The organism is Actinophytocola sp., from assembly GCF_050699935.1.
Lineage (GTDB): Bacteria > Actinomycetota > Actinomycetes > Mycobacteriales > Pseudonocardiaceae > Actinophytocola.
Genome location: NZ_JBOHGB010000176.1, coordinates 1 through 13,927, shown reverse-complemented (window position 1 = coordinate 13,927; position 13,927 = coordinate 1). Strand labels below are relative to the sequence as shown.

Annotated in this window: 12 protein-coding genes and 1 pseudogene; 7 read left to right on the top strand and 6 right to left on the bottom strand. The window is 73.0% G+C overall.

Annotated elements, in window-relative coordinates:
- The 3 genes from ACRDTB_RS33530 to ACRDTB_RS33520 form a co-directional block, all read right to left on the bottom strand.
- Nucleotides 1-610: TetR/AcrR family transcriptional regulator (locus ACRDTB_RS33530; RefSeq protein ID WP_431436232.1), on the bottom strand; the 610-nt coding region annotated here is incomplete at its 3' end.
- A 91-nt stretch (nt 611-701) separates the two neighbouring features.
- Complete coding sequence (locus ACRDTB_RS33525) at nt 702-968, bottom strand: Rid family hydrolase (RefSeq protein WP_431436231.1); 267 nt, start codon at nt 966-968, stop codon at nt 702-704.
- Between the two features lie 30 nt (nt 969-998).
- Entirely contained in the window at nt 999-2,165 is a 1,167-nt protein-coding gene (locus ACRDTB_RS33520; protein WP_431436230.1) for a cysteine desulfurase family protein, read from the bottom strand.
- A 374-nt stretch (nt 2,166-2,539) separates the two neighbouring features.
- On the opposite strand from ACRDTB_RS33520, the gene ACRDTB_RS33515 reads away from it, so the two are divergent.
- Together ACRDTB_RS33515 and ACRDTB_RS33510 are read left to right on the top strand one after the other, a co-directional pair.
- Nucleotides 2,540-3,502: an ATP-binding cassette domain-containing protein gene (locus ACRDTB_RS33515; protein ID WP_431436229.1), complete on the top strand. Its 963-nt coding sequence runs from the start codon at nt 2,540-2,542 to the stop codon at nt 3,500-3,502.
- Nucleotides 3,499-5,145, top strand: a complete 1,647-nt coding sequence (locus ACRDTB_RS33510) for an ABC transporter permease (protein WP_431436228.1) — start codon at nt 3,499-3,501, stop codon at nt 5,143-5,145. The genes ACRDTB_RS33515 and ACRDTB_RS33510 overlap by 4 nt, the downstream gene beginning before the upstream one ends.
- Here ACRDTB_RS33510 and ACRDTB_RS33505 read toward each other — a convergent pair.
- Nucleotides 5,138-5,635, bottom strand: coding sequence for a hypothetical protein (locus ACRDTB_RS33505; protein ID WP_431436227.1), 498 nt, complete (start codon nt 5,633-5,635; stop codon nt 5,138-5,140). The two genes, ACRDTB_RS33510 and ACRDTB_RS33505, sit on opposite strands and share 8 nt — an antisense overlap.
- A 59-nt stretch (nt 5,636-5,694) precedes the next feature.
- Here ACRDTB_RS33505 and ACRDTB_RS33500 point away from each other — a divergent pair, with 59 nt between their 5' ends.
- From ACRDTB_RS33500 to ACRDTB_RS33490, 3 genes are all read left to right on the top strand, one after another.
- The gene (locus ACRDTB_RS33500) at nt 5,695-6,129 is read left to right on the top strand and encodes a MarR family winged helix-turn-helix transcriptional regulator (protein WP_431436226.1); all 435 of its coding nucleotides are present in this window, start codon (nt 5,695-5,697) and stop codon (nt 6,127-6,129) included.
- A gap of 33 nt (nt 6,130-6,162) precedes the next feature.
- Nucleotides 6,163-6,543, top strand: coding sequence for a hypothetical protein (locus ACRDTB_RS33495; RefSeq protein ID WP_431436225.1), 381 nt, complete (start codon nt 6,163-6,165; stop codon nt 6,541-6,543).
- Between the two features lie 285 nt (nt 6,544-6,828).
- The gene (locus ACRDTB_RS33490; RefSeq protein ID WP_431436224.1) at nt 6,829-8,157 is read left to right on the top strand and encodes a PQQ-binding-like beta-propeller repeat protein; all 1,329 of its coding nucleotides are present in this window, start codon (nt 6,829-6,831) and stop codon (nt 8,155-8,157) included.
- Nucleotides 8,158-8,264: 107 nt separating this feature from the next.
- Here ACRDTB_RS33490 and ACRDTB_RS33485 read toward each other — a convergent pair whose 3' ends face one another.
- Complete coding sequence (locus tag ACRDTB_RS33485; protein WP_431436223.1) at nt 8,265-10,280, bottom strand: serine/threonine protein kinase; 2,016 nt, start codon at nt 10,278-10,280, stop codon at nt 8,265-8,267.
- Nucleotides 10,281-10,503: 223 nt separating this feature from the next.
- Here ACRDTB_RS33485 and eccD point away from each other — a divergent pair, with 223 nt between their 5' ends.
- On the top strand, nt 10,504-11,886 hold the full coding sequence (eccD, locus tag ACRDTB_RS33480) for a type VII secretion integral membrane protein EccD (RefSeq protein WP_431436222.1): 1,383 nt from the start codon (nt 10,504-10,506) through the stop codon (nt 11,884-11,886).
- A gap of 1 nt (nt 11,887) precedes the next feature.
- On the top strand, nt 11,888-13,297 hold the full coding sequence (gene eccB / locus ACRDTB_RS33475; protein ID WP_431436221.1) for a type VII secretion protein EccB: 1,410 nt from the start codon (nt 11,888-11,890) through the stop codon (nt 13,295-13,297).
- A gap of 237 nt (nt 13,298-13,534) precedes the next feature.
- Here the strand turns inward: eccB and ACRDTB_RS33470 are convergent.
- Nucleotides 13,535-13,927 (bottom strand): annotated as a pseudogene (locus ACRDTB_RS33470) (hypothetical protein); the annotation flags it as partial.

The following is a 13,927-nucleotide window of genomic DNA, read 5'->3' as shown; positions in this document are numbered from 1 at the left end:
GCGCGACCCGGGCCGCCGGCACACTACCGAGCCGCCACGCCCGCAGCACCGTGTCCGCCGCGAGCGTGCTGACGCGGTCGGCGACCTGCTCGATGCGCAGCGGCCCGTCCGGCGCGAACCACTTGTTGACGCTGTTGGCCATGCTGACCGTGGCGAGCAGGACGATCTTGCCGTCGGTGGTCGGCGGTGGTGTCGCGGCGTCCAGTCGGGTGAGGTAGTCCTCCAACATCGTGCGGTAGCCGACGGTGTGCTCGGACACCGCCCGCTGGTGCTCCTCGCTGAGCTCGCGAAGCTCCCGCTCGGTGACGACGATCTTGACGCGCTCGTGCCAGGCACGGTGGATGTGGTGGTAGAAGAACGCCTTGACCTGCCTGCCGGGGTCCGCCGGACCTTCCAGGAGCGGCCGCTGCGCGTCGACGAAGTCGCGGGTCTCGTGGAGGCAGATCTGGAACAGGAGGTCCTCTTTGGACGGAAAGTGGTAGTACAGGCTCGCGTTGCGGACGCCGATCACGTCGGCGATCATGCGCATGCCGACGTTGGCGTAGCCGTGCTCGTAGAACAGCTGCGCCGCCTGGTCGACGATCTCCTGGCGTCGGTCACTACCGGCCATGCCCACATCTTTCGGAAGTGTTGCAATCCAAGGCAACCGTCCTGGTTCCGTTGGTCCGCGTCGTGGCCCGGCGACCGCCGGTCGTCCTAACCTACTGCACGTTCGGTAGGTTGGCTACCATGCTCACGCGCCGCGTCGGGCGACCGCTCAGGGCGTCACCGCTCAGGGCGCCGCCGACCGCGAGGATCGTCATCATCACCAGGTCGTGGACGCTCGCACCGGCTGCGGCCACGGCGACGTTCAGGTTCGTCATCACCTGCGGGGTCTGCGCGACGGCGTCGTCACCGCCGACGAGCCTGCCGGCACCGCCGACGGCGTTCTGCCCGCCGACATAGACCGTCGTCGCACCGGGTGGCACGACCGCAACATGACGCAGAACCCCGGACAGCTACGGTCCGGATTCACCGGTGGCGGTGACGAGTTGGGCCGCGGCGCTGTCGACCTCGGCCTCGGTGGTCCAGCGGCCCAGCGACAGCCGCACGGCGGACAGGCTCCGCTCGGCGCTCAGTCCCATCGCCGTCAGCACCGGGGACGGCTCGTGGGTCCCGCTGTGGCAGGCCGAGCCGGTGGACGCGGCGACTCCCGGTGTCGCGGCGAGCACGGCGTGGCCGGCCGCGCCGGTGATGCTGACGTTGAGCGTGTTCGGCAGGCGCGCGTCGGCCGGGCCGTTGCGGAGCACCCGGCGCGGCAAGGAGTCGGCGAGCCGCTCGTGGAGGCGGTCACGCAGCCGCTGGAGGCGGTGCTGCCCGCCGCGGGCGAGGTCGTCGGCGGCCAGCCGGGCGGCGGCGCCGAGGGCGACGGCGAGCGCGACGTTCTCGGTGCCCGCCCGCAGCCCGTGTTCCTGTCCGCCGCCGTACACCAGGGGTTCGAGCCGCACACCGGAGCGGACGTACAGGGCGGCGATGCCCTTGGGCGCGTACATCTTGTGCCCCACCACGGTCAGCAGGTCCACGCCGAGCGCGGTGACGTCGAACGGAACCTTCCCGATCGTCTGGGCGGCGTCGCAGTGGAACACCGCGCCGTGCTCGCGGGTGACGCGGGCGAGGTCGGCGACGGGTTGCCGCGCGCCGGTCTCGTTGTTCGCCGCCATGATCGACACCAGCACGGTTCGCGGGGTGAACGCCGCGGCCAGCTCGCCGGGGTCGACCAACCCGTCGCCGTCGACGGGCAGGTAGGTCACGTCGGCACCGTGCCAGCGGTGCAAGGCCGCACAGGCCGCCAGCACGGCGGGATGCTCGGTGCGCTGGGTGATCACGTGCGGCCGGTCGGCGCCCGAGGCCAGCACGGCGCCCCGGATGGCGAGGTTGTCGGCCTCGGAACCGGACCCGGTGAACACGATCCGGCCGCCGGTCGCCCCGATCACGGCGGCGACCTGTTCGCGCGCACGGTCCAGCGCCGCGCGGGGCGCCGCCCCGTAGTGGTGGTCGCTGGACGGGTTGCCGAACGCGTTGGTGAACAACGGCGACATCGCCTCCGTGACCGCGGGGTCGACGGGCGTGGTGGCGTTGTAGTCGAGGTAGATCGGACCCGCTGCGAGTCCTTCGGGGACTGTCACGGTTCGCCATTCTCCCGCGCCGGGCGGTGTGGTCGCCGGCTATGTGACGTCTCGTCGCACGGTGAGCAGGGCCGCGGTGCCGGCGATTTATACGGTTTCCTTACGTCACATTTTTCTGAACTTCCAGTACTTTGTGAAGTTATGACGTGCGCGGAGTCGAGCACAGCGACCAGGGGTATCGCCCTGTGCTCGCTCGGTCGCCTGTCGTCGTCGCTCGCGGGTGCTCGGCGGGCGGACTCCGATCCGCCGGCGCGGTAGCGCGTCCCCGCCTTCTCGCTACATCTGCGCCGGCCACCCGTGTCGATCTCGGGTGGCGGCTCGCATATCCAGCCACGCGTCCGGCGGGTCCGGGCGCCCCGCACCGAGGACACAGCATGCCCACTTCGCCTTCCACCGAACCTTCGACCGGGCCTTCCACCGGGCCCGACACCGCCATCTCCGTGACGGGGTTGGACAAGTCGTTCGGTGCCGTCAAAGCTCTCGACCAGCTCGAGCTGACCGTCCGGACCGGGGAGGTCCACGGGTTTCTCGGGCCCAACGGGGCCGGGAAGTCGACCACCATCCGCGTCCTGCTCGGGCTGCTGCGGTCCGACGCGGGCACGGCGACGGTGCTCGGCGGCGACCCGTGGCGCGACGCGGTCGCGCTGCACCGGCGCCTGAGCTACGTCGCCGGCGACGTGAACCTGTGGCCCAACCTCACCGGGGGCGAGGCCATCGACCTGTTCGGCCGGCTGCGTGGCGGGTTCGACCGGAGCCGGCGCAACGAGCTGTGCGAGCGGTTCGACCTGGACCCCACCAAGAAGGGACGCACCTACTCCAAGGGGAACCGGCAGAAGGTCGCCATCGTGGCCGCGCTCGCTTCCGACGTCGAGCTGCTGATCCTGGACGAGCCGACCGCCGGGCTCGACCCGCTGATGGAGTCGATCTTCGCCGAGTACGTCCGGGAGCTGAAGGACGCCGGCCGGACGCTGCTGCTGTCCAGCCACATCCTCGCCCAGGTCGAGGCCCTGTGCGACCGGGTCTCGATCATCCGGCTAGGCCACATCGTGGAGTCCGGCTCCCTGTCCGAGCTGCGGCACCTGACCCGCACCACGGTCACCGCCGAGACCACCCGGCCGGCCGACCGGCTCACCGGCCTGGCCGGCGTGCACGACGTGGAGGCCCGCGACGGCCAGGTGCGGTTCGGCGTGGACACCGAGCACCTGGACGCCGCGATCGGCTACCTGCACAGCCTCGGCATCCGCGCACTGGTCAGCCAGCCGCCGACGCTCGAGCAGCTGTTCATGCGCCACTACGGCGAGGACCTCGCCCAGGCCACGAACGGGAGCCGTCGATGACCACCACCACCGCGCCGGTGTCCGTCGGCGCGCCCGCCGCGGGCGGGACGCTCACCGGCATCGGCTCGCTCGTCCGGTTCATCCTGCGGCGCGACCGGGTGCGCATCCCGGTGTGGCTCGCCGCGCTGACCCTCACCACGGTGGGCACGGCCACGAGCTTCCGCGACCTCTACGGCGCCGACCTGAACCGGCAGCAGGTCGCCGAGACCATGAGCTCACCGGCGGCGCTCGCGATGACCGGCCCGAGCCACTACCTGGAGAACTACCACTTCGGCTCGATGATGAGCCACCAGATGCTCGGCTTCACGGCGATCATGGTCGGCCTGATGAGCGTGCTGCTGGTGGTCCGGCACACCCGCGCCGAGGAGGAGACCGGCCGCGCCGAGCTGGTCCGGGCCAACGTCGTCGGCCGCCATGCCCACCTCACCGCCGCGCTCACCGTGGCCGCCGCGACCAACGTCGTGCTGGCCCTGCTGATGACACTCGGCCTCGGCGGGCTCGGCATGGCGGGCATCACCTGGTCCGGCGCGCTGCTGTACGGCGCCGCGCACGCCGCCGCCGGCATGGTCTTCGCCGGCGTGGCCGCGGTGACCGTCCAGATCACCGAGCACTCCCGTGGCGCGTCCGGCCTCGCGCTGGCGGTCATCGGCGTCGCCTACGTGCTGCGGGCCGCGGGAGACGTGGGCGACAGCGTGTTGTCGTGGCTGTCGCCGATCGGCTGGGCCCAGGCGACCTGGGTGTTCCTGGAGAACCGGTGGTGGCCGCTGCTGCTCGCGCTCGCATTGACCGCCGCCCTGGTCGTGACCGCGTTCGCGCTCAGCATCCGCCGCGACGTCGGCGCCGGGCTGCGCCAGCCGAGGCCCGGCCCGGCAGCCGCGTCGGCGGCGCTGGTTCGGCCGATCGGGTTCGCGCTACGCCTGCACCGCGGGATGATGGTCGGCTTCGGCATCGCGATGTTCCTGCTCGGCTCCTCGTACGGCTCGATCCTCGGCGAGGCGGAGGACATGCTCGCCGGCATCGAGGCGTTCGAGGACGCCCTCGCCGAGATCGGCGGCACCAGCGTGGCGGAGTCGTTCGCGTCCATCGTCCTGGTGAACACGGCGATCATCGCGTCGGTGTACGTGGTGATGGCCTCGCTGCGCCCGCGAGCCGAGGAGAACGCCGGCCGCGCCGAGCCCGTGCTCGCCACCCCGCTGTCCCGGCTCGGCTGGCTCGGCAGCCACCTCGTCGTGGTCATGATCGGCTCGACGGTGATGATGGTCGCCGCCGGGCTCGGGTTGGGGCTGTCCGGTGCATCGTCCATGTCGGACAGTGGCATGGTGCTCACCCTGCTCGGCGCGGCGCTCGCCTACCTGCCCGCCCTGTGGGTCACCGCCGGCGTCACGATCGTCCTCTTCGGACTCGTACCGCGCGCGGCGACGCTGGCCTGGATCGTCCCGCTGTACGGGTTCGTCGTCAGCTACCTCGGCCAGATCCTCCAGTTCCCGGAGTGGACGAACAACCTCTCCCCGTACGGCCACATCCCCCGGCTGCCCGCCGACGACCTGAGCATGACCCCGCTGATGCTGCTCACGGTCCTGGCCGCGGTCCTGGCCGTCGGCGGCCTGCTGGCGTTCCGCGAACGGGAGGTCAACGTCACGTGACCACCGGCCGGTTCACCCGCGGTACGGGGACGAACAGCCGGCGACGCCATACCTCGATGAGCACGGTGCCGACGGCGGTGGGGGCCAGCCAGGGGATCAGCTGCGCACCGCCGCCGACCGGGCCGTCGACCACCAGCGCGACCACGACCAGCGCGGTGACCTGGGCGATGTAGGAGCCGCCGAGTCCGTGGACGTAGCCATGGGTCCAGCCGCGGAACCGCCGGCGGGCCGACTCTCTGGCGAGCACGGCCAACGCGAACGTCGCGGCGGACACCGGCACCAGCCACCACAGATCGGTGCGGTCCAGCCACACCAGCGCGCTGCCGGAAACGCACACGAGGAGCACCACCACGACATAGGCGGCGGTGTACCGGCCGCTGGTGCGGTGGCCGGCGGCGAAGCGTCGCGCGTCCTGGCGCATGGCCAGCGGGCCGATCAGGAGACCGGCGACCCCGGCGACGACATGAACGAGGAGCGTGGCCGTGTGCATCGCGGAAACACCTCCATCCAAATAACTTAGAATGCTAAGTTAGCATGGTAAAGTAACGTGTGCCAGAGACCCTGAGCTTCGAGCTGCACACGCTGACCGCCCGCCTGGACCGGGCGGCCGACCGCATCCTGCGAACCGAGCACGGACTGTCGTATCGCCGGTTCCGGACGCTGCTGAGCGTGCACCTGCTGAGCGCCGAGAGCCCGAAAGTCGTGACACAGCGCGCGGTGGCGGAGGAGCTGGGCATCTCCGAGCCGTCGGCGAGCCGGATGACGGGCGTGCTGGCCACCGCCGGACTGCTGGACGTGCACCAGGATCCGAGCGGTGGGAACCGCAAGCGGCTACGCCTCACCCCGGCCGGCGCCGACCTGGTCGACCGCTGCCGAACGCTGCTGGAGAAGCGCTTCGTCGACGTGGTACGGCGCAGCGGCGTCTCCTACGCTGACTACGCGCGAGACACCCGCCGGCTGCTGGCGACCCTCGGCGCGTCGTGACACCTGCGCCCGAACGAATCCAGGAGTGCCCCCATGACCGCCGTGACACGTCTAGTGACCTTTGTGGACGTCGACGACGAGCTGGCGGACACCGTCTCGGTGTCGGCGCGGCACGAGGCGGAGCTCGCCGACGGAGGCCGCGTGCCGCTGCTGGACGACCGAGGTTGGGGCACGACACAGGGCTGGGCCGCGGCGTCGGCGGACGACATGCGGGAGACCGCGCGCATGGTGGTCGGCCCGGACGAGCCGGACGAAGGCGGCTCGCGGGAGGACATGGCGGCCGCGCACTGGGCTTGCCTGTCGCGGGTGGCCCAACGGCAGGGCGTCGCGGTCGACGCGGCCGAGCTCAGGCGGCTGCGGCACGACGTGGTGCTCAGCCGGCGGGTGCTCGAGCGCATCGGCGACGTACGGTGACCGGCCGCCCGGGGCCTGCTGATTCCGTTGCGCACGGCCGGATCAGCCGACAGCGCAACGAGCTCGGCCGGGTAACGGTGATGGCCGCGCAACCGTGGCTCGCCGGCCAGCTCCTCGGCAGGGTCGCCGCATGCCATGGCCACGAACGGGACACGGCCGGACGGACACGCCCGGACGATTTCTCGCGACGAGCCACGGCGCCCGGCGTGGCCTGGCCGAACTCACCGTGCGAACGGACAGTACGGTTTAGTCTGACGCCCGGTTGGATCACCGGAGGGGGTCGGCGTGCGTCGAGTTCACTTGGTCATCGCGGGGGCCGCGTTGGCGGCCGTACTGGTCGCCGGGCTGCTCGTGTGGCGGCCCTGGACCGCCGACGCCGACCCCTGCACGGCGGCGCTCACCCAGACCGACCGGCTGCCCGCCGCCACCCAGCTCGACGCGCTGGCCGAGCCGGACCAAGCGCGGATCCTCACCGAGCCGGGAGCTCCGTTCGGGCCCCAGCGAGTGGCCGTGCCCGAGCCGGAGTCGCCGAGGCTCGCCGTCGGCGGCACGGTGGTCCAGCAGTCGAGCTCCGGCCTCGTCGGCGCGCTCGACGCGCGGACCGGCGAACAGGTGTGGGCGTTCGAGCAGAACGGCACCGGTTACGGCGCCACCCAGGTCGGCGGTGGCATGGTGCTGGTCCAGCACCCGGACGGCTCGCGGGCGACCGCGGTCGCCGTCGGCATCGAGGACGGCCAGGTCCGCAACTGCACGACCTTCGGCGCGGACGAGCCGGTGGCGGGCACCGGCACCGCGGTGACCGTCGCCCAGCGCACGGTCGCGCTGCTGCGCCGGGAGGAGCGGGCCGACCCGACCGCGACGCTGTCGATGATCGACCCGACCAGGGGCGAGCCGCTGTGGACCAGAGACGTGGAGCTGCCCCGATCGGTCACGTACGGCTACCAGGCCGGCGGCGTCGTCGTGTTCGGCGCCGCCGGCACGGACCCGACGAGCGCGTGGCAGCTGGCCGTCGACGAGCGCGACATCTACACCCCCGAGGACCGGCGGCTCTACGCGTTCGCCGCCGACGACGGCGCCCCGCTCTGGGACTACGCGCACGAGGACTTCGCCGGCCAGGTCATCGGCACCGGCTTCGACATCGTGGTGGTGCGCGCGACCCGTCTCGAGGAGGGCGGCAAGGTGCTCCGGAACCGGTTGATCGCGCTGGACGAGCGGACCGGCGAGGAGAACTGGTCGGTCGACCTGCCCAACAGCACCGCGACCTACTACGAGCAGGGCACGCTGTTCGGCGACGTCCTGGTCGTCTCGGAGTCCGACCCGAAACGGGGTGCCTTCGCCGACCTCGTCGGTCGCGACCTGTACACCGGCGAGGAGCTCTGGCGGATCGACAACCGGATCACCGGTCTGGAACGCGCCGGCCTCGTCGGCAACCTGGCCCTGATACCCGGCAAGTCGCTGGCCGGCCTGGAACTGGTCCACGTCCGCACAGGCGAGTCACGCACGGTCTTCGACGGCCTGTCGGTGCTCAGTGCGTCGGCCGACGGCACGAGCATCGGCATCGAGGCCATCCTCGGCCGCGACCGGGTCCTGGTGACCTACGACCGGGAGAGCTAGGGCCTGCGCACCCGAGCCGGTCCACTTCGGCGCCCTCGTCGAGCGCCACCTGCGCTCGTCCGGGTCGTGAGCGGTCGTGGTTCGACGTCCCGCGGCGGGCCGAGACCTCACTTGCGGCACGTCGCCCCCCGGACAGGTACGGGTTCGCTCTCGTAGACCCGTTCGGCGTCGGTGCCCTGGATCATGAAGCAGTACTCGCGTCCGGGCTCGACCTCGACGGTCATGGAGTTCTTGCGCTCGGCCAGGAAGAACTGCGCCGGCTTGCCCTTCTCGGCGACGACGACGGCGAAGTCGAGCTCCCGCGTGCTGCGCCAGGTGAGCTCGACGTGGTCGGTCTTGTCGACGGGCTGCGCAAGCACGATCCGCACGTCGCCGATCGTCACCCCGGCGTCCGCCGGCGCCCGCTCGCTGGAGTCGAGCTCGTCCGGCTCGCTGCGCAGAATCAGCATGAGTACGAGCGCGAGAACCCCGACGAGAGTCCCCCCGGCGACCCCGGCCCGAACCCGCACCGAGGGCAGACCACCACGCGACCCGCGGCCGCCCGGCGGAACGCCACCCGGGCGCGAGCCGTTCCCGAACACGTCGCGGCCGGGCGGTCCCCCGCTCCCCCGCGGAAAGTCGTCCTCCTCGACGGGCGGCCGCGGCGCCTCGTCCGCCGGCCAGTAGGAACCCTGCCCCTGCCCCTGCCTGTGCCCGTGCCCGTGCCCCTGCCCGTGCCCCTGCCCGTGCCCCTGCCCGTGCCCGTGCCCCTGCCCGTGTCCCTGCCCGAATCCCTGTCCCTGTCCCTGCCCGTGTCCCTGTCCCTGCCCGTGTCCCTGTCCCTGCCCGTGTCCCTGTCCGAGCCACGGCGCCGAAACGCCGGCCACCGGCTCCGCGGCATCCAGCGGCCCACCGGTCAGCGCATCCACCTGACCGCCATCCGCGGGCAGCTCCCGCACCGCCGACCACGAAGCCGGCTCCCCCGGTGGCGGCGTCGCCCACGTGGGCAATGAGTCCATTGTGGACCGTGGTGGCGTGGCGTGCGGTTCGGGAGCCATCCGCGCCGGGCCGGCCCAGGACGGGGACGGCGGAGCCGGGTGGGCCGGAGGGGCACCCACGTCGGCCGGAGGTGGTGCGGGCACGGTCATCGGGGGCGGCGGGGGTTGTGTGTTCGGCGCGGGGTGGCGTGGCCGCGCTGGTGACGCGGGGTGGGGCGCGATCGCCGGGATGCGGGGTGGGGCGTCGAAGTCGTCGAACTCGTCGTGGGGTGGGGGCGGGGCGTGCGGCGCCGGGACGGGAGGTGGCGCGGGGGTCGCGGCCGCCGAGGCGAAGTCGTCGAAGTCCTCGTCCTTCTTGGCGGGCGGGGTGGGTTGCAGGCTCGTCAGCTGGGTGACCACCTGCGCGGCGTCGGATGGGCGGCGGGCCGGGTCGGTGGCCAGCAGGCGCGCCACCAGGGTGGTCAGGGCCACCGGCACGCCCTGCGCATTGATGGCGGGGACCGGCTCACCCAGAATGCGCAGCACGCGTTCGCCTGGCTGCTCACCCAGCCGGCCCGGGTGCGGGGTCCGGCCGGCGAGCGCGTAGTGCAGGAGGGCGCCCAGGCCGTACAGGTCCGTGCTCTCGTTCAGGACCCCGGTGCGCAGGGTCTCCGGCGGCAGGAACTCGATCGCGTGCAGCGGGTCCCTCGCCAGGGCCTGCCGGAGGGTAGTGCCGAAGTCGGCCAGCGCGGGAGCGCCGGAGGGACGGAACAACACGTTGTGGGGCGACATTCCACCGTGGACGATGCCGGACTCGTGCGCCGCGGCCAAAGCCGTCGCGATCGCGCGACCCGACGCCACCACCTCGGCGGCCGGTAGCGGGCCCTGGCGGTCCACCACGGACGCCAGCGAGTGGGCGCACAGCTCCATCCGCAGCGCGGGCTCGCCGCCGGGCAGCTCCTCGACCGCGTCCACCGGCAGGATCGAGCCCACTCGGCGCAGGCTCGACAGCACCGCCTGCTCCTTGGTGAACGCCGCCATCGTCTTCTTGTCGAAGCGCTTCGGGAACACCTTGTACGCCACCGGCACGCCGTCGCGCTGTCCGGAGTAGACAGTCGCGACCGGACCGTCGCCCAGGCGCGTCAGCTCCGCGAACGACACGGCCATCAGCGGACACGCTCCGGGTGGCGACCCGCCACGACCCCATCGCGAACAGCCACGGCCGGCCGGCCGACCGGCAGGACGAGCGCCGCCACCAACTCCACCTCCGTGTCCGCTAGCTGCCGACCCCGTTCCCTGGTCGGGGCCGCCCAGTCATGGTAAATGCGCCCACCGGAACCGGTGGACCCGTCGGCATGTTGCTGCCGCCGGTCGCGGAAACGGAGCTGACATGAACACCACTGGCCTGGTCCGGGTCACGGTCGCGGCACCGGCCCGGCGGATCGACCTGGCCCTGCCCGAACGCTCCCCGCTCGCCGAACTCCTGCCCGCCCTGCTCGGGCACGCCGGCGAGGACCTCGCGGACGCCGGCGCCACCGCGGGCGGCTGGGTGCTGCGCCGTGCGGACGGCACCGTGCTCGAGCCCGCCCGCACGCTCGCCGCGCACCGGGTGCGGGACGGTGAGGTACTGCACCTGACCCAGGCGCACACCGACTGGCCGGAGCTCGAGTACGACGATCTCGTCGACGCGATCGCCACCGGCTCGTCCCGGCTCGGCACCACCTGGGGGCCGCGACACACCCGGGCGACGGGCCTCGCGCTGGCCGCGCTGGCCACCGTGCTGTGCCTGGTCGCGGTGCTGCGAGCCGGGCCGCCGTGGCCCGGGCCGGGTGGGTGGGCACTCGGCGCGGCCGCGCTGCTGCTGGCGGCCGGCGTGCTGCTGGCAAGGACCACCGGGGACGCCGGCGCGGGTGCGATCACGGCAATGACCGCGCTGCCGTTCGCGTTCGCCGGTGGCGGGCTGGTCCTGGCCGGCGACCGCTGGTTCACCGAACTCGGCGCGCCGCACCTGCTCGCGGCCTGTGCCGCGCTGCTGCTCGCGTCGATGGTCGGGCTGTTCGGCGTCGTGGACCGGGCGGCGGTGTTCGTCGGCGGCGGCGCGATCGGCCTGCTCGGCGTCCTCGGCGGGTGGCTCGCCACCTGGGACTCGCTGGAGGGCTACGAGGCCGCGGGCATCGTCGCGGGCCTCGGGCTCGCCTTCTCGCCGACGTTCGCGCCGCTGTCGCTGCGGCTGTCCCGGGTGCCGATGCCGGTGCTCCCCCGCGGTGCCGCCGACCTGCTGCGCGACGACCCGCAACCGCCGCGCCGGCTCGTCTACGCGGCCGTGCTGCGGGCGGACGGCCTGCTGTCCGGGATGGTCGGCGGCCTCGCGGCCGTCGCGACCGCGTGCCAGTGGCTGCTGATCCGCAGCGACAGCACCGCCGGGACGATCCTCGTCGGCCTGCTCACCGCCGGGTTCCTGCTGCGGGCCCGGCTGTACCCGATCGTCCGGCATCGACTGGTGATGCTCGGCGCCGGTGTGGCCGGCGCGGTGTGCCTGGTGGTCGACCCGATGATGGCCGACCGCGCCGGCCTGCTCGCGATGACCGGGCCGGTCCTGCTGCTCGCCGGCGCTGTGGTGGCGCTGCTCGGGCTGCTGCACAGCACCCGCAAGCCGAGCCCGTACCTCGGCCGGTACGCGGAGATCGTGGAGGTGCTCGTGATGCTGGCGATCCTGCCGGTGCTGTGCTCGGTGCTCGGGCTCTACGGGTACGTGCGCGGGTTGGGAGGCTGACGTGGCGTCCAAACGCGATCAGCTCCACGCCTACCAGTTCCTGGTTCAGCGCACCGTTTCCGCGCTCGTGACGAGGGAGACCGACCCGGAGCAGCCGCCGTTCCGCCGGCCGAGCAACGCGGCGTTCGGCGGGCTGGCGCTGGCCGTGATCGCGCTCGCCGCGGTCGGCGTCTACGGCATCATCGTGCCGGGCGGCAACGACTCGTGGCGCGACGGTAAGTCGGTGGTGGTCGAGAAGGAGACCGGCACCCGCTACGTCTACCTCGCCGAGCGGCTGCACCCGGTCGCGAACTACACCTCGGCGCTGCTCGCCGTCAACGCCAACGCGGAGACGGTGACGGTGTCGCGCGACTCGCTGATTGGCGTGCCGCGCGGGCCGCGGATCGGCATCCCGGACGCGCCGGACGCGTTGCCCGGCAAGGATCAACTGATGAGCGGCGGCTGGACGATGTGCTCGCAGCCGCTGCCCGACCCGACCGGCGCGGTGGTGCCGCGGTCGGTGCTGATGGTGGGGCAACAGCCGGCGTCCGGGCGGCGGCTGGGCGAGCGCGCGGTGCTGCTGACCGTCGGCGACGAGACCTTCTTGGTACACAACGGATATCGCCACCGGATCGCCGCGCGCGACCGCACGACGGTGTCGGTGGCGCTGCGGCCGACGCCGGCGCTGCCGGTGAGCCCCGCGGTCGTCGAGTCGCTGCCGGCGGGCCCGCCGCTGCGGCCGATCCCGGTGCCCGGCGCGGGCGAGCCGTCCTCCGCGATCGCCGGACGGTCGGATCTGCGCGTCGGCCAGCTCTACGTCGGGACGACGTCCGGCGGGGTGCAGCACTACCTGGTCGAGCCGAAGCAGCTCCGGCCGATCACCGAGCTGCAGTACGACCTCCAGCGCGCGTTCGCACCCACGGCGGCCGCCTACCCGGACGCCAAGCCGGTTGGACTGCCGCTGGACCTGTCCGACGCGGGCAGCGCGAACCTGGCGACGGTCGCGCCGCCGCGCGCCGCCGACCCGCCGAGCGAGCGGCCGGAGTTCTTCGGCGGGTCGGACGACGCGACGGTGTGCCTGACGTTCTCGCCGGACGGGTTCGTGCCGGCGGTGACGATGGAGCCGGTGATGCCGAAGATCGATCCGCTGACCGCGACATCGCGGCGGACCGAGGGTGGGACGGCGTTGGCGGATCGGGTGAGCGTGCCGGCGGGGCATGCGGTGGTGGTGGAGTCGATGCCGAGCGAGGACGCGCCTCGGGGGACGCTGATGGTGGTGACGGACCTGGGGATCAGCTACCCGCTCGCCGAGGACAAGGTGCTCGACGTGTTGGGGTACGGGGGGATCGAGCCGGTGCGGATGCCCGCTGGTTTGGTGGCTCGGATTCCGCTGGGCAGCGGGCTCAGCCACGACGCGGCCATGCGTCGGTAGATCGGCGGTCGGTAGATCGGCCGTCGGTGGATCGGGCGAGCTGGGCCCACGGGTCGGACGATGCGACTCGCGGGCCTCGCCGTTGGACCCGCGAGAGTCCGCAACGTTGGGACTCGCGGGTCCGAAGCGTCGGACTCGCGGGTCCGGAGTGTTGGACTCGCGGGTTCGGAGTGTTGGACTCGCGGGGTGAGGGGCACCGGCCCCGGGGAGGGGGCCCGGGGCCGGTGCTGGGTGGGGTCAGCGGCGGGGGTGGGGGGTGCGGGTTGGTGGTGGGTCGGCTGCGACCACCGGGTCGGGGGTCTTCTCCGCCACCTGCCACAGGTCCTCGTCGATGAGCTGCACCGTGCTCGGGACGTCCGACTCGACCGCGGGCTGGCGGACCCGCGGGGTGAACCCGTGCGGATCCTTCCGTCCCGCCTTGCCGCTCAGTGCCGCCGGCAGGCCGGGCGGTGGGCCCGCGGGGCGGCCACGGCCGCCCGGGCGCCGTACCGCACCGGAACCCGGTCCCCCACCACGGCCGCCGCCGGCGCCGGTACCGCCGAGGCCGGCACCCACCGGCGGGATGAACGGTGGCGCGCCACCACCGACGCCCGAGGTCGACGACGCGCCGCCGGGCACCGCCGGCGGGCC